The organism is Pseudomonas sp. P4_B4 (assembly GCF_056402255.1).
In genome coordinates this window covers 130,068-149,992 of sequence record NZ_JBFUHS010000002.1, presented here as the reverse complement: position 1 = coordinate 149,992, position 19,925 = coordinate 130,068, and the positions used below count along the sequence as shown (strand labels likewise).

Here is a 19,925-nt window from a genome sequence, read left to right as displayed (position 1 = left end):
CCGCCTTCGCGAGCAAGCCCGCTCCCACATTAGATCTTCATTGACGGACCAGGCGATGGTTCGGCAGCTGCACCTCTTCAGTACTGCGGTACGGGTTGATATCCAGCCCGCCACGGCGCACATAACGCGCATACACCGTCAGTTTCTCCGGCTTCAGCAACCGCTGCAGGTCGAGGAAGATCCGCTCTACACACTGCTCATGGAAGTCCGAGTGCTGGCGGAAGCTGACGATGTACTCGAGCAGGCTCGCGTGATCCAGCGCCGCGCCACGGTACTCCACCGCCACGCTGCCCCAGTCCGGCTGGCTGGTGACCGGGCAGTTGGACTTGAGCAAATGGCTGTGCACGCTCTCCTCGACAATGCGCGAATCATCGCAACGCAGCAGTTCCGGCCGTGGATGCTCGTAGTTGCTGACGCTGATATCCAGTTCATCGATGCACACACCCGGCAAGGCCACGACGCCTTCGCTCTCGACATCCTTGAGACTGCGAATGCGCACCCCCACCGGCTTGCCGGCAGCCGCCGACAAGTCCTTGGCCAGCGTCGCCTCAAGGCTCGCGGTATCGGTAAACGGCGTCTGGTTCAGGGAGTTGAGGTACAGCTTGAACGACTTCGACTCGATGATGTTCGGCGAATCCGCCGGAATGCTGAATTCGCCGATCGCCACCACCGGCTTGCCCGACGGCAGCAGCCAGGACAGTTCGAAGCAGTTCCAGAAGTCCACGCCTTTATACGGCAGGGTTTGCGCCGTCAGGCCCAGTTCCGCCCACTTCGCGGTGCGCGGGATCGGGAACAGCAAGGACGGCGTGTAGGTGGCGATGTATTCGCTGGACTTGCCCAGCGGCGAGTGTTCGGCTGCGGGATGCATGGCGGAAACCTGACTGAAGAATCAGCGGATTCTATCAGCCTTTGCTCCCGCCTTTGAGTGCTTACTGACTGACAGTCAATTTGCCGACCATGCCGGCCTGATAATGACTGGGAATGTTGCAGGCAAACTCAAGGCTGGTGGCCTTGCTGAAAGTCCAGGTCAGCTCGGCGGTCTTGCCCGGCTCCACCAGCACGCTGTTCGGGTCGTCATGCTTCATGCCGTGGTCCATTTTGCTGTGATCCATGCCGGCCATGTTGCCGTGATCCATGGCCTTCATGCCAGTGGGCGTCAGCATGCCGCTCTGTTGCATCTGCAACATTTCCTGCTGGTGTTTGGCGTGCATCGCCGCATCCCCCAGGTTGAATTCATGCAACAACTGGCCTTTGTTTATCAGCACGAAGCGCACGGTTTCTCCGGCCTTGATGTCGATGGCCTGCGGCGTGAAGGACATGTCACCCATCACCACCTCGACGCTGCGGGTCGCCTTGGCCGCCGGGGCCGGCTGACCGAAATCATAGGTATGCCCGCCGTCGGCCCACACCGGCGAACTCAGCGCCAGCAAACACAGGATTTGCGCCACGGTTTTTCGTAAAAACATCGTCATACTCCAACAAGATAAGGCTCAGCATGGGCAAAACTCTAAACTGCTGCCACTGCCCGTAACCTGACAGCCAGATTACAACTTTGTCAGGTTGACCTGTACGAATGCTGCCCACGGTATAAAGCCTTCGTTCCATTTGCCATGAGTCGCCCATGAAACTGCTGATTGTCGAAGACCAACCGAAAACCGGCCATTACCTGCGCCAGGGCCTGGCCGAGGCCGGGTTCAACACCGAACTGGTGGCCGACGGCAACACCGGCCAGCAATTGGCCCTCAGCGGCGAATATGCCCTGCTGATTCTCGATGTAATGCTGCCGGGTCGTGATGGCTGGCAGATTCTTCAAGCGGTGCGCAGCGCCGGTCTGGACACGCCGGTACTTTTTCTGACCGCGCGTGACGCCGTGGAGGACAGGGTTCACGGCCTCGAACTGGGCGCCGATGACTATCTGGTCAAGCCGTTTGCCTTCTCCGAACTGCTGGCCCGGGTCCGCAGCCTGTTGCGTCGCGGCAGCGCCACAACCCAGGAAACCAGCCTGCAACTGGCCGATTTGCGCCTGGACCTAATCCGGCGCCGGGTCGAACGCAGCGGCCAGCGTATCGACCTGACCGCCAAGGAGTTCGCCCTGCTGGAAATGCTCCTGCGCCGCCAGGGCGAAGTCTTGCCCAAGTCGCTGATTGCGTCCCAGGTCTGGGACATGAATTTCGACAGCGACACCAATGTTATCGAGGTGGCGATCCGTCGCCTGCGCCTGAAGATCGACGATGAATTCCCCAACAAGCTGATTCACACCGTGCGCGGCATGGGTTACGTCCTTGAAGAGCGCCCTGTCTGATGCGCCAGCTGTCCTTGAGCAGCCGCCTGGCACTGCTGTTTGCGGCATGCACAGCGGTGGTGTCGTTGTTCGCCGGGGTGCTGTTCAGCCGTGCCAGTGAGGCGCACTTCGTTGAGCTCGACCAGCAACTGCTGGACGGCAAGCTGATTGGCTTGCGTCGGGCCTTGCACGACCTTCAGTCGAGTGACAGCGAAACGAAGCTGGCGGAGGAATTGAGCCGGCAGGCTGACCTGTCCCTGCGAATCACCGGCAGCGACGGCCAGCGCTGGTATGACAGCTCGACCAACATTCCCCAGGCATTGCCGCGCCAGCCCGGATTGTCGACGGTGAGCCATGAAGGCATGGATTACCGCGTCCTGAATGCGCCGCTTTTCGCGGGCAAACCCGATTCACCGCAACTGACCTTGCTGCTGGACATCACCCACCACCAGCACTTTCTGCAACGCATGCAGCATTTGATCTGGCTGACCGTCGGTCTGTCAGCCCTGGCCACCGCACTGCTGGGCGCCTGGGCGGCACGCAGCGGTTTGCGCCCGTTACGGCGGATCAGTGCGGTGGCCAGCGGTGTTTCCGCGCAATCGCTGAACTCGCGATTGCCTGAAGAAAACATGCCGCCGGAACTGGCGGAAATGGCCCACAACTTCAACGCCATGCTCGAACGTCTCGACGACTCGTTTCAGCGCCTGTCGGCGTTCTCCGCCGACATTGCCCATGAACTGCGCACACCATTGTCGAACCTGCTGACCCACACCCAGGTCACCCTCACCCGCCCGCGTCCCATCGAGGACTACCGCGAAGCCCTGCACAGCAACCTCGAAGAGCTGCAATGGATGGCGCAACTGGTCAATGACATGCTCTATCTGGCGAAAGCTGATCACGGCTTGTTAATGCCCAAATGCGAGCCACTGGAACTGGCGGAGGAAGCGGATCTGCTGCTGGAGTTCTTTGCCCCATTGGCCGAAGACGCGCAGGTAAAACTGAGTCGTGACGGCAATGCCCGCATCGAAGGTGACCGCAGCATGTTGCGACGGGCGTTGTCGAACCTGCTGGACAATGCGCTGCGGTTCACGCCGGCCGATGGAGAGGTTCGGGTGCGAATCGTCGATCAGCCAAAAGAATTGCGCCTGACCGTTGAAAATACGGGCCAACAGATTGCCGAAGATCTATTACCGCGCCTGTTTGACCGGTTTTACCGGGCCGATCCTGCTCGTCGTGAAGGCAGTAGCGAACATGCGGGACTGGGACTGGCGATCACCCAGTCGATCATCCGGGCCCATGGCGGGCAGATTCGTTGCGAATCGGAGAAGGGGTGGACGCGGTTTGTGATCGAGTTGCCAAGGGGGGAATGAGGCCGGCAGTTCCGGCCCCTTCGCGAGCAAGCCCGCTCCCACAGTGTTTTGTGGCGTTCACATAATCTGTGTACACGCAGATCCCTGTGGGAGCGGGCTTGCTCGCGAAGGCGGTGTAGCGGCTTACGAATACCGAAGAGCGTCAGCCGGCTCGATCTTCGCCGCCCGCCATGCCGGGTAAACCGTGGCCAGGAAGCTCATGACGAAGCCCGCCGTGCAGATCAACGCCACATCCCCGCCTTGCAGCTCAGACGGCAGGTTGCTGACGAAATACACGTCGGAACTGAAGATGTGCTGCCCGCTGACCCGCTCGATCCAGCCCACGATCTGGCTGACGTTCAGGGCGGCAATCACACCCAACACGCCGCCGATCAAGGTGCCGACGATGCCGATCACCGTGCCCTGCACCATGAAGATCGCCATGATCTCCCGTGGCGTGGCGCCGATGGTGCGCAGGATCGCGATGTCCGCGCCCTTGTCGTTCACCACCATGATCAGGGTTGCGATGATGTTGAACGCCGCCACCGCGACGATCATCAGCAACAGCAGGCCGATCATGGTTTTTTCCATTTTCATTGCGCTGAACAGGCTGCCCTGGGTGTGGGTCCAGTCGTCAGCCTTGTAGGCGGCGCCCAGCCCCGTGGCGATGTCGCTCGACACTTGCGGCGCGGCATACAGGTCCTTCACCGCCAGGCGCACGCTCTGCACCTGATTCGGCTCCCAGTGCTGCATCTGCGCGGCATCGGCCATGTGGATCAGCGCCATGGTGCCATCCAATTCGGCACCGACCTTGAACACGCCGACCACATTCAGCCGTTGCATGCGCGGGGTGATGCCGCCCGGCGCATTGCTGACTTCCGGCACGATCAGAGTGATCTTGTCGCCGACGTTCAAGCGGAAGCGGCGCGCCGTGATTTCACCGATCACCACGCCGAATTCGCCCGGTTTCAGGGCTTCGAGGCTGCCCTGAACGATGTGCTTGGCGACGATCGACACCTGGCCTTCCAGCGCCGGGTCGACACCGCTGACCTGGATTGGCTGCATCGTGCCCTTGTAGGACAGCATGCCTTCCATCTCGGTGAACGGCACCGCCGCCGTCACTTCCGGGTTTTTCATCGCCGCCGCTGCCACGGGCTTCCAGTCATCAATCGGATTGACGCCGACGATGGTGGCGTGCGGCACCATGCCGAGGATGCGCGAGCTCATTTCGCGCTGGAAGCCGTTCATCACCGACAGCACCACGATCATCGCCAGCACGCCGAGGGCGAGGCCGATCATCGAGGTCATCGAGATGAAGGAAACAAAGCGATTGCGGCGCTTGGCGCGGGTATAGCGCATGCCGATAAAGATCGATAACGGTCTGAACATTCGCTGGGGCACCGTATGGAAATAAAAGACCCGACGCCTTTTCAGACATCGGGTTTCAGCCAATCAGATAGGAGTGAGGCAGCCTTCCTGCAAATGCAGGACGCGATCCATCTGGCGGGCCAGGTTCATGTCGTGGGTCACCACCAGGAACGCCGTGCGCATCGAGGTGCTGAGTTCCAGCATCAAGTCCTGGATCCCCTGGGCGGTGTGGGAATCGAGGTTGCCGGTCGGCTCGTCGAGCATCACCAGGCCCGGATTGTTCACCAGGGCGCGGGCGATGGCCACGCGCTGACGCTCACCACCGGACAATTCGGCCGGCTTGTGCTCCAGGCGATGGCCCAGCCCTACCCTCTCCAGCAACGCCGTGGCACGCTGGCGCGCTTCGGGGATCGCGGTCTTGCCGATCAGCAGCGGCATGCAGACGTTTTCCAGGGCGGTGAATTCCGGCAGCAGGTGGTGGAACTGGTACACGAAGCCGAGGGCGCGATTACGCAGCAGGCCGCGTTTTTTCTCGCTCAGCGCCGACAGTTCTTCGCCGTCGAGCCAGACGCTGCCCTTGGTCGGTGTATCGAGGCCACCCAGCAGATTGAGCAAGGTACTTTTGCCCGAGCCCGACTTGCCGACAATCGCCACACGCTCTCCCGGGTGCAACTCCAGTTGCAGGCCGGCCAACACTTCCACCGATTCCGGGCCTTCCTCGTAGGATTTGCCCAGGCTGCGGCAGCTCAAGATTGCTTTATCACTCATGCCCGACTCACTCATAACGTAGCGCCTCCGCAGGCTGGGTGCGCGCGGCACGCCAAGCTGGATACAGGGTGGCGAGGAAACTCAGGACCAACGCCGCAGAACAGACCATCACCACGTCCTGGCTCTGCACTTGCGACGGCAGGTAATCGATGAAGTACACGTCGGCGTTGAGGAACTTGTGGCCGATCAGGCCTTCGAGGGCCGAGATCGCGGCGCTGACGTTCAGCGCGGCGAAGATCCCGACCACGGCGCCAATGGCCGTGCCGACCACGCCAATCACCGTGCCTTGCACCATGAACGTGCGCATGATCGTGCCCGGCGTGGCGCCCAGTGTACGCAGGATCGCGATGTCGCCCTTCTTGTCGTTCACCACCATCACCAGCGTGGAAATGATGTTGAACGCCGCGACCGCGACAATCAGCAGCAGCAACAGGCCGATCATGGCTTTTTCCATGCGGATCGCCTGGTACAGGTTGCCGTGGGTGCGGGTCCAGTCGCGGGCGTAGTAGCGGTCTTCGCCGAGGTCGCGGGCGATGCTCCACGCGGTGCGCGGTGCCTGGAACAGATCGTCGAACTTCAGGCGCAGGCCCTGGACCTGATCCGGCTTCCAGCGGTGCAGCCGGGCCAGATCCTGCAGGTTGGTGACGCCAAGATAGCCGTCGAGCTCACCGGCGCCGACATGGAAGATGCCGACCACGGTAAAGCGCTTCATGCGCGGGAACATCCCGGCCGGGGTCACGGTGACTTCCGGTGCCACGAAGGTCAGCTTGTCGCCAATCGCGGCACCGAGCTTGGCCGCGGCCTTGTCGCCGATGACGATGCCGAACTCGCCCGGCACCAGGTCGTCGAGTTTTCCCTGGGTCATGAAGTGATCGATGATCGACACCTGGCGCTCTTGCGCCGGATCGATGGCATTGAGCAGGACTTTCGAGACCTTGCCGTTGTTGGTCAGCAAACCCTGCATTTGCGTAAACGGCGCCACGGCCGTCACCTGCGGGTTCTGCTTGACCTTCGCCGCCAGGCTTTGCCAATCGCTGATCGGCTCGCCGGACTCGATGGTCGCGTGGGGCACCATGCCCAGCACGCGGGTGCGCATCTCATGATCGAAGCCGTTCATCACCGACAGCACCACGATCATCACGACCACGCCAAGGGCGAGCCCGATCATCGATGTCAGGGAAATGAATGACACAAAATGATTGCGACGCTTTGCACGGGTGTAACGCGTGCCGATAAATACGAAGAGAGGTCTGAACATGTCGGGGCTTGTTCGGAGGGAAAAGGAACGTCCTTGTGGCGGGGGTCGATAACCAGCTTTACACTCAGACCACCGCCGCTACCATGGGTTCGCCATGTCGACATTAGATGAAGAAGATCGCCGCGAATACTACCGTATCGAGGATACGATCGCACTGGAAATTCGGCCCCTGTCCGCTCCCGAAGCCGCCGGCCAGGAAGTGTTGCAGGATGCGTCCCCTCTCTTCAACTTGCTCAGCGAACTGCACCTGAGCGAATTCGAGTCGCAACACCTGTTGCGCCAGATCAGCGAACGCGACCGCACGACCGCCGCATTCCTCAAATCCCAGAACAAACGCATCGATTTGCTGAGTCAGGTCGTCGCTCTGACAGTGCTGGGGCAGATCGGCGAACCGCAGCCGGTGATCATCTCCGAAGGCGGCATCGACTTTCAGCATCCATCGCCCATCGCCGCCGGCGCACGCCTGTCGGTCAAGCTGGTGCTGATGCCGCAAGCCCTGGGCCTGCTGCTGCGCGCTCGCGTCACCCATTGCGACCGCAAGGGCGACGGGTATGACGTTGGCACCGAGTTCGAACACCTGACCGACGCCCAGCGCCAACTGTTGGCCCGCCACATCTTGCAAAAGCAGGCCCAGGAACGACGTCTGGCCCGCGACCAACTCGAATCAGGCAATTAATTTAAGGAAGAACCGTGACCCTCATCTACGGCCATCGCGGCGCCAAGGGCGAAGCACCGGAAAACACCCTGATCAGCTTTCAGGAATGTCTCAAGCACGGCGTGCGTCGCTGCGAACTGGACCTGCACCTGTCCATGGACGGCGAGTTGATGGTCATCCACGACCCGACCCTCAAGCGCACCACCGACCGTCGCGGCAAGGTCGTCGAACACACGGCGGCCGAGCTTGTGACGTATGACGCACGCATGGGTGGCCCGGGCTGGATCAAGCCGTGCCCGATTCCGACGCTGGAAGAACTGTTCGAGAAATGCGACCTCGATCACTGGCAGCTGGAAGTCAAAAGCGCATCAAGGATGCGTGCCGCGACCACCGTGCTGGCGATTCGTGAAATGGTGCAGCGTCATGGCCTGATGGACAAGGTGACCATCACCTCGAGCTCCCGTGAAGTGCTCAAGGCTGCGCTGGAGTTGGTGCCGGACGTGTCCCGCGGACTGGTGGCCGAGTATGCCTGGCTCGACCCGCTGAAGGTCGCGGCCAGCTATGGCTGTGAGATCCTGGCGCTGAACTGGACCCTGTGCACGCCGGAACGCCTGCAAAGGGCGCAGCGTCAGGGGCTGCATGTGTCGGTGTGGACCGTCAACGAGCCTGCGCTGATGCGCAGACTCGCCGACTTCGGCGTTGACAGCCTGATTACAGACTTTCCCGGTTTGGCCACTGCCACGCTCGAGAATTGCTGAAATCGGTCTCCCCGGCCGGCTCAGGCCACCGGCCGGAGCCCGTCAAAAAAGCCGGTTGAGGCCGTCGTACGCGGCTACCCGATAGGCTTCGGCCATGGTCGGGTAGTTGAACGTGGTGTTGACGAAGTACTTCAACGTGTTCAGCTCGCCCGGCTGGTTCATGATCGCCTGACCGATGTGCACGATCTCCGACGCCTGATAACCGAAGCAGTGAACGCCCAGGACTTCCAGGGTTTCACGGTGGAACAGGATCTTCAGCATGCCTTGCGGCTCGCCGGCGATCTGCGCCCGCGCCATGCTCTTGAAGAAGGCCTTGCCCACTTCGTACGGCACCTTGGCCTGGGTCAGCTCCTGCTCGTTCTTGCCGATCGAGCTGATCTCCGGAATGGTGTAGATGCCGGTCGGCACGTCATTCACAAAGCGCCAGCTACCGTTATCCACAATGCTGCCGGCGGCCGAACGGCCCTGGTCGTGGGCGGCACTGGCCAGGCTCGGCCAGCCGATCACGTCACCGGCGCCGTAGATATTCGGCACGCAGGTGCGGTACGCCTCGTCGATTTCGATCTGGCCACGGCTGTTGACCTTCACGCCGATGTTTTCCAGACCCAACTGATCGGTGTTGCCGGTACGACCGTTGCACCAGAGCAAGGCGTCGGCCTTGATCTTCTTGCCGGACTTGAGGTGCAGGATCACGCCGTTGTCCACGCCTTCGACGCGGTCGTAGTCTTCGTTGTGGCGAACCGTGATGTTGTTGTTGCTGAAGTGATAACTCAACGCCTGGGAGATTTCCGAGTCGAGGAAGCTCAGCAGTTGCCCACGGTTGTCCACCAGTTCAACCAGCACACCCAGGCCACTGAAGATCGAGGCGTATTCGCAACCGATCACGCCGGCGCCGTAAACAATGAGTTTGCGCGGGGTGTGGCCGAGGCTGAGGATGGTGTCGCTATCGTAGATACGCGGGTGGTGGAAATCGATGTCGGCCGGGCGATAAGGACGCGAACCGGTGGCGATGATGATGTGCTTGGCCACCAGCTTCTCGACCACGCCGTTGGCGCAGACCACTTCGATGGTTTGCTCGTCGGCGAAGCTGCCGGTGCCGAAGAACACGTCGACGCGGTTACGGGCGTAGTAGCCGGTACGCGAAGCGACTTGTTTGGAGATGACTTTCTCGGCGCTTTTCAACACATCCGGGAAGGAGAACCAGCGTGGCTCACCAATGGCCCGGAACATCGGGTTGGTGTTGAATTGCATGATCTGCCGCACCGAGTGACGCAGTGCCTTGGACGGGATGGTGCCCAAGTGAGTGCAGTTGCCGCCGACCTGACGACGGCTATCGACCATCGCCACCTTGCGCCCTGCCTTGGCGGCGTTCATTGCCGCGCCTTCCCCCGCCGGGCCGGAACCCAACACCACCACGTCGTAGTTGTAGACAGCCATGCGTACTCCTCAGAACAGGCCGCGGCACCCTCGGCACCTGCGGCTAAATCACGCCAATGCGTGGCATGAAGGAACAATTTGGGGCCAGTGCAGAACCCGGACACAGTCTATAGAAGCGTCAACGCCGCGCACATTAACCCTTGGTCGCGTCGTAGGCTACTTTTGCCTGCGCTACAACGCCAGTTTTCAATGCTCAAATCGCCACAATCACTCGGTTTTTTGGCCACTGAGGCGTTCAAAAGCGTGACTGCTGCGTGTGACGAAACCTGTATCGGCACGAATCACAAAAAATGCGCCGATATCGTGTTTTTCTGCGTAGTCCCAAGCACGCTCCGGGCCGAGAATCAGCAACAGCGTCGATAAGCCATCGGCCATCAACGCTGAAGGATGAATCACCGTCACCGATGCCAGGTTGTGTGAGACCGGCGCACCGGTGCGGGCATCGAAGGTGTGGGAAAAACGCTGGCCGTCCTGCTCGAAGTAATTACGATAGTCGCCGGAGGTGGACAGACCATAGCCGTCGACAACAATGACGCGCTCGGCCACCTGCCGATCATCCCGCGGCTCTTCCAGGGCGATGCGCCATGGCGAGCCGTCGGCCTTCCTGCCGGACGCCTTGAGCTCACCCGTGGCCTCGGCGAGGTAGTCATGGATGCCCATCGCCTCGAGTCTTGCGGCAATCGTGTCCACCGCATAACCGGCGGCGATGCTGTTGAAGTCGACCTCGACAGCGGCGTCCTTGCACAACTGGTCGCCGTCGATGCGCAAGTGTTCATGGCCGACGCGCTTGCGGGCTTCGGCGAGCGCTTCGGCAGTCGGGACTTTTTCCCCGCGGGCCTGCGGACCAAATCCCCAGAGATTGAGCGACGGCTCCACCGTCAGATCGTAGGAGCCGTCGCTCTGCACTGACAGTTGCTCGCCCACGCGGACCAGTTCGAGGATCGACGCCGGCATTGCCTGACAGCCGTTGGCCGGTAATACATTGAAGCGCTCGATGTCCGAGTCGCTGCGGTAGGTCGACATTTGCCGATCAATGTCAGCGAGAATCTGCTCGACCTGGACACGGACTTCGTCCGGCGCCGGAAGGCCGGCATGGCGCACATACTTGATCGAATAAGCGCTGCCCATGGTCGGGCCGCCAAAGCTTTCCAGAGTGTCGCCGTTGCCGCAGCCTGATAGTGCGCCGAGCAGCAAAAATGCCACCCCCCGCCACCTGATCAACAATTCCCGAGCTCCCCCGAAACATCCCCTGACACACCGCCAGGGCCAGCCATTATGCGATAGAACTGTGGGAGCGGGCTTGGTCCGGGCGGCGATCCGACGAAGAGGCCGGCGCAGGCAACATATTTCCGACTGACAAACACACAAACAAAAACGCCCCGACCAAGGTCGGGGCGTTTCATGTGCAGCTAAAGGCTTAGCGCGGGAATGCTGGCGGGTTTACACCGGCCATGTCTTCCATCACGCGAACCACCTGGCAGCTGTAACCGAACTCGTTGTCGTACCAAACGTACAGAACAACGCGGTTATCCTGGGTGATGGTCGCTTCCGCGTCCACTACGCCTGCGTGGCGCGAGCCAACGAAGTCGGTGGAAACCACTTCCTGGGAGCTCACGTAGTCGATCTGCTTGTGCAGATCCGAGTGCATGGCCATCTGGCGCAGGTACTCGTTGATCTCTTCGCGAGTGGTGGCCTTTTCCAGGTTCAGGTTCAGGATAGCCATCGACACGTTCGGCGTAGGAACGCGAATCGCGTTGCCGGTCAGCTTGCCCTTGAGCACTGGCAGCGCCTTGGCGGCTGCGGTGGCGGCACCGGTCTCGGTGATTACCATGTTCAGCGGCGCGGCGCGGCCACGACGGCTGCCCTTGTGGAAGTTGTCGATCAGGTTCTGGTCGTTGGTGAACGAGTGAACGGTTTCGACGTGGCCGTTGATGATGCCGTACTTGTCGTTGACTGCCTTGAGCACCGGCACGATGGCGTTGGTGGTGCAGGAAGCCGCCGAAATGATCTTGTCGTCAGGGGTGATATCGCCATGGTTGATGCCGTGCACGATGTTCTTCAGCGCGCCCTTGCCAGGTGCGGTGAGGATCACACGGGCAGCGCCCGGGCAGGCCAGGTGCTGGCCCAGGCCGTCAGCGTCACGCCATACACCGGTGTTGTCGACGATCAGAGCGTTTTCGATGCCGTACTGGGTGTAGTCGACTTCGGCCGGGCTCTTGGCGTAGATAACCTGGATCAGGTTGCCGTTGGCGGTGATGGTGTTGTTGGCTTCATCGATGGTGATGGTGCCATCGAACGGGCCATGGACCGAGTCGCGGCGCAGCAGGCTGGCGCGCTTGACCAGGTCGTTCTCGGCGCCCTTGCGGACAACGATGGCGCGCAGGCGCAGGCCGTCGCCACCACCGGTTTTCTCGATCAGGATGCGCGCCAGCAGACGGCCGATACGACCGAAGCCGTAGAGGACAACGTCGGTGCCTTTGCGGGCGGATGCGTTTTGCTGGCCAACCACGTCAGCCAGTTCTTCACGGACGAACTGCTCGGCAGTACGACCATTGCCTTCGGCCTTGAATTTGGCCGCCAGCTTGCCCAGGTCCACCGAAGCGGCGCCGAGCTTGAGCTCGCTCATCGCCTTGATCAGCGGGAATGTTTCGTGGACGGACAGCTCGCTTTCGTCGGACTGACGGTGACGAGCAAAGCGGTGAGCTTTGAGAATCGCAATGACTGAACGATTGATCAGGCTGCGGCCATAGATCGAGCTCACCACGTTGTTATTGCGGTAGAGCTGACCGATAAGCGGAATCATCGCTTCTGCGAGTGCTTCACGGTCGATCCATTCACCAAGACACTGGTCGGGCTTCTGAGTCACGGGAACCTTCCACATGTAGGGGCAGAAAAAAGGGGCTACATTATGCCGCCGAGTGGCCGCCGTAGCAATGCGCGCCCGTCGTACTTTACGTAACAAATCCTCGTTCAAAAAAATCACGCATCGCGCCAGCCCAATAAAACCGGGGCTTTCAGCGCAGTCAATTTTTTGGTGGTCACGCCTCCTTGTCCGTAACCCTCCGTAACACTCGTTGTTTTTGCCACTACATATTCAGTAATTTTCGGTAAAAAACCGCCGAATTTTGTCTTTACCACTACATTTTGCCCCACCCGCGCTTTTAGACGCAGTCAGCAACTGACAGGCGGCATCGTAGACCGCTACAATTACCGACTTTGTCGCAACGCTTGGAGCTCAACCTTCCGTGCCCGTTCTGCGTCTACCGCTTCTCCCTGCCGCGGCAGGTAAACAGCACTGGGGCAACCTGCCCGGTGCCGCCCTGAGCCTGGCCATCGCCGAGGCCGCCAGCGCTGCCAAGCGCTTTACCCTGCTGCTGACCGCCGATAGCCAAAGTGCCGAACGGCTGGAACAGGAGCTGGGTTTCTTCGCCCCGGATTTGCCCGTATTGCACTTTCCCGACTGGGAAACCCTGCCCTACGACCTGTTCTCGCCGCACCAGGACATCATTTCCCAGCGCATCGCCAGCCTGTACCGGCTGCCGGAGCTGAGCCATGGCGTGCTGGTGGTGCCGATCACGACCGCCCTGCATCGCCTCGCACCGACCAAATTCCTGCTCGGCAGCAGCCTGGTGCTGGATATCGGCCAGAAGCTCGACGTCGAGCAAATGCGCACCCGGCTTGAAGCCACGGGCTATCGCTACGTCGATACGGTGTATGAACACGGCGAGTTCACCGTACGCGGTTCGCTGATCGATCTGTTCCCGATGGGCAGCAAGCTGCCGTATCGCATCGATCTGTTCGACGACGAAATCGAAACCCTGCGCACCTTCGACCCGGAGAACCAGCGCTCGATCGACAAAGTCGACTCGGTCAAGCTGTTGCCGGCCAGGGAATTCCCGCTGCAGAAAGAAGCGGTCACCCGTTTCAAGGCGCGCTTCCGCGAGCGTTTTGACGTCGACTTCCGCCGCTGCCCGATCTTCCAGGACTTGAGCAGCGGGATTACTCCAGCCGGCATCGAGTACTACCTGCCGCTGTTCTTCGAAGAGACCTCGACGCTGTTCGATTACCTGCCCCAGGACACGCAAGTGTTTTCCCTGCCGGGCATCGAACAAGCGGCGGAAAACTTCTGGAACGACGTGCGCAATCGCTATGAAGAACGCCGCGTCGATCCGTCCCGCCCTCTATTACCGCCCGCCGAACTGTTCCTGCCGGTGGAAGACTGCTTCGCGCGCCTGAAGAACTGGCCGCGTGTGGTGGCCAGTCAACAGGACGTGGAAAGCGGTAGCGGTCGCGAGCGCTTCCCCGCTCGGGAGCTGCCGAACCTGGCCATCGAAGCCAAGGCCACTCAGCCGATGGCGGCACTGGCCGAATTCCTCGACCAGTTCCCCGGTCGCGTGTTGTTTACCGCCGAATCGGCAGGCCGCCGCGAAGTGTTGCTGGAACTGCTGGAACGCCTGAAGCTGCGACCGAAAACCGTCGACAGCTGGCCGGACTTTGTCGCCGGCAAGGATCGCCTGGCGATCACCATCGCTCCGCTCGACGAAGGCTTGCTGCTTGACGACCCGGCCCTGGCCCTCGTCGCGGAAAGCCCGTTGTTCGGCCAGCGCGTGATGCAGCGCCGTCGCCGTGAAAAGCGCGCCGATGCCAACAACGATGCCGTGATCAAGAACCTCACCGAGCTGCGCGAGGGTGCGCCGGTGGTGCACATCGACCACGGCGTCGGCCGCTACCTGGGCCTGGCGACCCTGGAAATCGACAGCCAGGCCGCTGAATTCCTCGCCCTGGAATACGCCGAAGGCGCCAAGCTTTATGTGCCGGTGGCCAACCTGCACCTGATCGCCCGCTACACCGGCAGCGACGATGCCCTGGCCCCGCTGCACCGCCTCGGCTCCGAGACCTGGCAGAAAGCCAAGCGCAAAGCCGCCGAACAGGTGCGTGACGTGGCCGCCGAGTTGCTCGACATCTATGCCCGTCGTGCCGCCCGCGAAGGCTACGCTTTCGCCGATCCGAAGGCCGACTACGCCACCTTCAGCGCCGGTTTCCCGTTCGAAGAAACCCCGGACCAGCAAACCACCATCGAAGCGGTGCGCGAAGACATGCTCGCGCCCAAACCGATGGACCGCCTGGTGTGCGGCGACGTCGGCTTCGGCAAGACCGAAGTGGCGATGCGCGCCGCGTTCATTGCCGTGCACGGCGGTCGCCAGGTGGCGATCCTGGTGCCGACCACCCTGCTCGCCCAGCAGCACTACAACAGCTTCCGCGACCGCTTTGCCGACTGGCCGGTGACCGTGGAAGTGATGAGCCGCTTCAAGTCGGCCAAGGAAGTGAATGCGGCGGTCGCGAACCTGGCCGAAGGCAAGATCGACATCGTCATCGGCACTCACAAGTTGCTGCAGGACGACGTGAAGATCAAAAACCTTGGCCTTGTGATCATCGACGAGGAACACCGTTTCGGCGTGCGCCAGAAAGAACAGCTCAAGGCCCTGCGCAGCGAAGTCGACATCCTGACCCTGACCGCCACGCCGATTCCGCGCACGCTGAACATGGCGGTGTCGGGCATGCGCGACCTGTCGATCATCGCCACGCCACCGGCCCGTCGCCTGTCGGTCCGCACCTTCGTCATGGAACAGAACAAGAGCACGGTCAAAGAGGCCCTGCTGCGTGAGTTGCTGCGTGGCGGTCAGGTCTATTACCTGCACAACGACGTGAAGACCATCGAGAAATGTGCCGCCGACCTCGCCGAGCTGGTACCGGAAGCACGGATCGGCATCGGTCACGGGCAGATGCGCGAACGCGATCTCGAACAGGTGATGAGCGATTTCTATCACAAGCGCTTCAACGTACTGATCGCCTCGACCATCATCGAGACCGGCATCGACGTACCAAGCGCCAACACCATCATCATCGAGCGTGCCGACAAGTTCGGCCTGGCACAGTTGCACCAGTTGCGCGGCCGGGTCGGACGCAGCCACCACCAGGCGTACGCCTACCTCCTGACGCCGCCGCGCCAGCAAATCACCCCGGACGCGGAAAAGCGCCTGGAAGCGATTGCCAATACCCAGGACCTCGGCGCGGGCTTCGTGCTTGCCACCAACGACCTGGAAATCCGTGGCGCCGGCGAACTGCTCGGTGACGGTCAGAGCGGGCAGATCCAGGCCGTCGGCTTCACGCTGTACATGGAAATGCTCGAGCGCGCGGTGAAGTCGATCCGCAAGGGCGAGCAGCCGAACCTCGACCAACCGCTCGGCGGCGGTCCGGAAGTCAACTTGCGCGTGCCGGCGTTGATTCCCGAGGACTACCTGCCGGATGTCCACGCCCGCCTGATTCTCTACAAACGCATTGCCTCGGCCACCGACGAGGACGGCCTCAAGGATTTGCAGGTGGAGATGATCGACCGTTTCGGCCTGTTGCCGGAACCGACCAAGAACCTGATCCGCATCACTGCATTGAAATTGCAGGCCGAGCAACTGGGCATCAAGAAAGTCGATGGCGGCCCCCAAGGCGGTCGCGTCGAGTTCGCGGCACAGACGCCGGTCGACCCGCTGACCCTGATCAAACTGATCCAGAGCCAGCCAAAACGCTACAAATTCGAAGGCGCCACGATGTTCAAGTTCATGGTTCCGATGGAGCGCCCGGAAGAGCGCTTTAATACTGTAGAGGCGCTGTTCGAGCGCCTCGTTCCGAAAACTGCTTGAAGGACGCCGCATGCGCCTGTTTCGCTCACTGACCTTGCTGACCCTGCTGATGCCAGCACTGGTCGCACCCACGGCATTTGCCGATGACCTGTATCAGGTCGAAATGATTCTGGTCCGTCAAAACGCCGTGCCGGCGATTGTCAGCCGCGCTGCGCCGGAAGACTGGGCGGCGGGTGCCCAACCCGTCAGCCCCGACAGCCTGCGCACGCCAAGCCTGAATGGCGAGGTGGAAAAACTCACCAGCAGCGCCGACTACACGGTGTTGCTGCACAAGGCCTGGCAACAGCCCCTCGGCGAAACTGCCAGCAAAGTGGCGATCAGCGACGGCAAGGAACAGTATGGTCAGTTCCCGATCGAGGGCACATTGAACATGACGCTGGGACGCTTTACCGACGTCGACGCCGATTTCTGGGTCAATCAGATCGATGCCAATGGCATGGTGACTGCCAGCGAGCGCTTGAAACAGGAAAGCCACACCAAGAACGGCCAGTTGAACTTCCTCGACAACGGTCACCTCGGCCTGCTGATCAAGATCACCTCGCTGACCGCTCCCGCACCCCGAGCAGCTCCCGAAGAAATTCCGGACTGATTGAAGTCTCTATGTCCGCGACCCTGAGCAAACCCCTGGCACCGTCCTGGGTCAGCCGATTCAAAGAACAGAGCCTGGAGCGTGGTCGTCGTTACGCGCTGGAGAACCGCGTCAGGATCGTCGAGGCCGGCGACGCCACGATCATCGCCGCCTGCGAGGGCTCGGGCGGCAATGTCTACCGTCAGACCATTCGCCTGCGCGAGTCAGCCAAAGGCACTTTGCTGATGGTCGATGCAACTTGCTCGTGCCCGGTCCACAACAACTGCAAACACTGCGCAGCAGTGCTCCTGCAAGTGCAGGAAACCCTCGACTACCCCGCTGCCGCCAAAGACGCTGAACTCCTGGAAAAACTCCAGGCAGTCCTGGAAAACCGCAGCCCGAAAGCCCCGCCGCAAGTGCTGGTGGACAATGTGCAACCGGTACCGCGCCTGTGGCTGGCCAGCATCGAGTTCAGCGCGTTCGAACCGCGCAACGGTCGAATGCAGCGTTACATCCAGCATCGCGCGGCGCTGTCTTTCAGTTATCTGGACGAGTACGTTTCCGGGCAGAAAAACACCGATATTCTGATTCGCCAGGAAACCCAAACGCTGCGAATAAAACGCCACCCGGAAGTGGAACAGTCCTACCGGGAACAATTGCGAATCCTCGGCTTCAAAGTCGCCACCCGGCAAAGCAAGGCCTTGCCGGAAAGTGCCGGCGAGCTGTTCGAGATGGTCAATGACAGCGCCTGGCTGACCTTTACCCTCAATGAACTGCCGAAGCTGCGCACCCAGGGCTGGGAACTACAGATCGACGAGGACTTCGGTTTCGACCTGACCGCGGTAGACGACTGGTACGCCACGGTCGAACAGGCTCCGGAGCGGGACTGGTTCGATCTGGAACTGGGGATCATCGTCAATGGCGAACGCCTGAGCCTGTTGCCGATCCTGCTCAATCTGATGCGCTCGCACACCGAAATCCTCAACCCGGAACGCCTGGCCCGACGACGCGACGACGAGCTGATCCTGGTCAACATCCCCAACCGCCCGAACTCCGAGTACGGCCCGTTGCAAGTCGCCCTGCCCTTCGGCCGCCTGAAGCCGGTGCTGGCCACCCTCGGCGAGTTCTACCTGCAGGAACCCGGCGACACCACGCTGCGCCTGAGCAAGGCCGATGCCACGCGCCTGAACCCGCTGGAAGACATGCCACTGCTCTGGGAGGGTGGCGAACAGATCCGCACCCTTGCCCAGCGCCTGCGTGACATCAAGGACCACACGGCCACCGCCCCGGACGGCCTGAATGCGACGCTGCGGCCGTATCAGCTCGAAGGCTTGAGCTGGATGCAATCGCTGCGGCAACTGGAAGTGGGTGGAATTCTCGCGGACGACATGGGCCTGGGCAAAACCCTGCAGACACTGGCGCACGTGCTCAGCGAGAAAAACGCCGGCCGCCTCGATCGGCCGTGCATGGTCGTAATGCCGACCAGCCTGATCCCCAACTGGCTCGACGAAGCGGCGCACTTTACGCCGCAGCTCAAGGTACTGGCGCTATACGGTGCCAGCCGCAAAAAGCACTTCGACAAGTTGGCCGATTACGACCTGATCCTGACCACCTATGCGTTGCTGCCCAAGGATGTCGAACGCCTGGCGGCGCAGCCCTTGCACATACTGGTGCTGGACGAAGCGCAATACATCAAGAACCCGACCAGCAAGGCCGCCCAGGCTGCCCGCGAACTGAATGCCCGGCAGCGCCTGTGCCTGAGCGGCACGCCGCTGGAAAACCATCTCGGTGAACTGTGGTCGCTGTTTCACTTCCTCTTGCCTGGCTGGCTGGGCGACGTCAAAAGCTTCAACCGCGATTACCGCGTACCGATTGAAAAACGCACCAGCGAGGTCAGGCTCCAGCACCTCAACGGCCGGATCAAACCTTTCCTGCTGCGCCGCACCAAGGAACAGGTGGCCACCGAGTTGCCGCCGAAAACCGAGATCATCCACTGGGTCGAACTCAACGAAGCCCAGCGCGACGTGTACGAAACCATGCGCCTGGCCATGGACAAGAAAGTCCGCGACGAGATCACCCGTAAAGGCGTGGCCCGCAGCCAGATCATCATTCTCGAAGCACTGCTCAAGCTGCGCCAGGTGTGCTGCGACTTGCGCCTGGTCAACGAGGCAACCCTGCCAAACCGTGGCAGCACGTCGGGCAAGCTCGACAGCCTGATGGAAATGCTCGAGGAGTTGTTCGAGGAAGGTCGGCGGATCCTGCTGTTCTCGCAGTTCACCTCGATGCTGTCGCTGATCGAAGACGAACTGAACAAACGCGGCGTGGCCTACGCCCTGCTGACCGGCCAGACCCGCGACCGCCGCACACCGGTGAAGGAATTCCAGAGCGGCAAGCGTCAGATTTTTCTGATCAGTCTGAAGGCCGGTGGCGTTGGCCTGAACCTGACCGAAGCAGACACGGTGATTCATTACGACCCGTGGTGGAACCCGGCGACGGAAAACCAGGCGACCGACCGGGCGTATCGCATCGGCCAGGAGAAGCCGGTGTTCGTTTATAAATTGATTGCGCGCGGCACGGTGGAAGAAAAGATTCAGCACCTGCAAAAGGAAAAATCCGACCTCGCGGCCGGCGTGCTGGATGGCCGCAAGGCCGGGGACTGGAAACTGCAGAGCGATGATATTGAAGCGCTGTTTGCGCCGCTGCCGGAAAACCTCGAAAAACGCTGAGACTTTCGGCGCCAGAACCGGCGTCTTCGCGAGCAAGCCCGCTCCCACAGTGTTTTTGTGTT

15 protein-coding genes are annotated in these 19,925 nt (G+C 61.2%); 7 read left to right on the top strand and 8 right to left on the bottom strand.

From position 1 onward, the window contains the following. Window positions 1-37: 37 nt before the first annotated feature. Together queF and copI are read right to left on the bottom strand one after the other, a co-directional pair. Window positions 38-868 carry an NADPH-dependent 7-cyano-7-deazaguanine reductase QueF gene (queF, locus tag AC1DVE_RS02925; protein WP_223534966.1) on the bottom strand — a complete coding sequence of 277 codons (831 nt, stop codon included), beginning with the start codon at window positions 866-868 and terminating at the stop codon, window positions 38-40. Between the two features lie 61 nt (window positions 869-929). After that, the gene (copI, locus tag AC1DVE_RS02920) at window positions 930-1,466 is read right to left on the bottom strand and encodes a copper-resistant cuproprotein CopI (RefSeq protein WP_477783717.1); all 537 of its coding nucleotides are present in this window, start codon (window positions 1,464-1,466) and stop codon (window positions 930-932) included. 155 nt (window positions 1,467-1,621) lie between these two features. Here copI and AC1DVE_RS02915 point away from each other — a divergent pair, with 155 nt between their 5' ends. After that, a complete protein-coding gene (locus AC1DVE_RS02915; RefSeq protein WP_223534970.1) occupies window positions 1,622-2,302 on the top strand; it encodes a heavy metal response regulator transcription factor in 681 nt (226 codons plus the stop codon). After that, window positions 2,302-3,651, top strand: a complete 1,350-nt coding sequence (locus AC1DVE_RS02910) for a heavy metal sensor histidine kinase (protein ID WP_477783716.1) — start codon at window positions 2,302-2,304, stop codon at window positions 3,649-3,651. Before AC1DVE_RS02915 ends, AC1DVE_RS02910 begins: the two co-directional genes overlap by 1 nt. A gap of 123 nt (window positions 3,652-3,774) precedes the next feature. Here the strand turns inward: AC1DVE_RS02910 and AC1DVE_RS02905 are convergent, their stop codons facing one another. From AC1DVE_RS02905 to AC1DVE_RS02895, 3 genes are all read right to left on the bottom strand, one after another. Beyond that, the gene (locus tag AC1DVE_RS02905) at window positions 3,775-5,019 is read right to left on the bottom strand and encodes a lipoprotein-releasing ABC transporter permease subunit (RefSeq protein ID WP_223454458.1); all 1,245 of its coding nucleotides are present in this window, start codon (window positions 5,017-5,019) and stop codon (window positions 3,775-3,777) included. A 63-nt stretch (window positions 5,020-5,082) separates the two neighbouring features. Further along, window positions 5,083-5,766: a lipoprotein-releasing ABC transporter ATP-binding protein LolD gene (gene lolD, locus AC1DVE_RS02900; protein ID WP_173677889.1), complete on the bottom strand. Its 684-nt coding sequence runs from the start codon at window positions 5,764-5,766 to the stop codon at window positions 5,083-5,085. A 7-nt stretch (window positions 5,767-5,773) separates the two neighbouring features. Next, a complete protein-coding gene (locus AC1DVE_RS02895) occupies window positions 5,774-7,024 on the bottom strand; it encodes a lipoprotein-releasing ABC transporter permease subunit (protein ID WP_223454460.1) in 1,251 nt (416 codons plus the stop codon). Between the two features lie 94 nt (window positions 7,025-7,118). On the opposite strand from AC1DVE_RS02895, the gene AC1DVE_RS02890 reads away from it, so the two are divergent. Continuing rightward, the gene (locus AC1DVE_RS02890; RefSeq protein WP_223454462.1) at window positions 7,119-7,700 is read left to right on the top strand and encodes a PilZ domain-containing protein; all 582 of its coding nucleotides are present in this window, start codon (window positions 7,119-7,121) and stop codon (window positions 7,698-7,700) included. A gap of 14 nt (window positions 7,701-7,714) precedes the next feature. After that, window positions 7,715-8,437 carry a glycerophosphodiester phosphodiesterase gene (locus AC1DVE_RS02885; RefSeq protein WP_223454464.1) on the top strand — a complete coding sequence of 241 codons (723 nt, stop codon included), beginning with the start codon at window positions 7,715-7,717 and terminating at the stop codon, window positions 8,435-8,437. 42 nt (window positions 8,438-8,479) lie between these two features. Here the strand turns inward: AC1DVE_RS02885 and sthA are convergent, their stop codons facing one another. From sthA to AC1DVE_RS02870, 3 genes are all read right to left on the bottom strand, one after another. Further along, window positions 8,480-9,874 carry a Si-specific NAD(P)(+) transhydrogenase gene (sthA, locus tag AC1DVE_RS02880; RefSeq protein ID WP_223454466.1) on the bottom strand — a complete coding sequence of 465 codons (1,395 nt, stop codon included), beginning with the start codon at window positions 9,872-9,874 and terminating at the stop codon, window positions 8,480-8,482. 207 nt (window positions 9,875-10,081) lie between these two features. Further along, window positions 10,082-11,098 carry an FAD:protein FMN transferase gene (locus AC1DVE_RS02875; protein WP_477783715.1) on the bottom strand — a complete coding sequence of 339 codons (1,017 nt, stop codon included), beginning with the start codon at window positions 11,096-11,098 and terminating at the stop codon, window positions 10,082-10,084. Window positions 11,099-11,291: 193 nt separating this feature from the next. Beyond that, complete coding sequence (locus tag AC1DVE_RS02870; protein ID WP_223454470.1) at window positions 11,292-12,755, bottom strand: glyceraldehyde-3-phosphate dehydrogenase; 1,464 nt, start codon at window positions 12,753-12,755, stop codon at window positions 11,292-11,294. Between the two features lie 364 nt (window positions 12,756-13,119). On the opposite strand from AC1DVE_RS02870, the gene mfd reads away from it, so the two are divergent. From mfd to AC1DVE_RS02855, 3 genes are read left to right on the top strand one after another with little or no spacing between them, the layout of a single operon-like run. Beyond that, a complete protein-coding gene (gene mfd, locus AC1DVE_RS02865; protein WP_477783714.1) occupies window positions 13,120-16,569 on the top strand; it encodes a transcription-repair coupling factor in 3,450 nt (1,149 codons plus the stop codon). A 10-nt stretch (window positions 16,570-16,579) separates the two neighbouring features. Continuing rightward, window positions 16,580-17,158: a CsiV family protein gene (locus tag AC1DVE_RS02860; protein WP_223454474.1), complete on the top strand. Its 579-nt coding sequence runs from the start codon at window positions 16,580-16,582 to the stop codon at window positions 17,156-17,158. A gap of 11 nt (window positions 17,159-17,169) precedes the next feature. Continuing rightward, window positions 17,170-19,863, top strand: coding sequence for an SNF2-related protein (locus AC1DVE_RS02855; RefSeq protein WP_477783713.1), 2,694 nt, complete (start codon window positions 17,170-17,172; stop codon window positions 19,861-19,863). Window positions 19,864-19,925 lie beyond the last annotated feature (62 nt).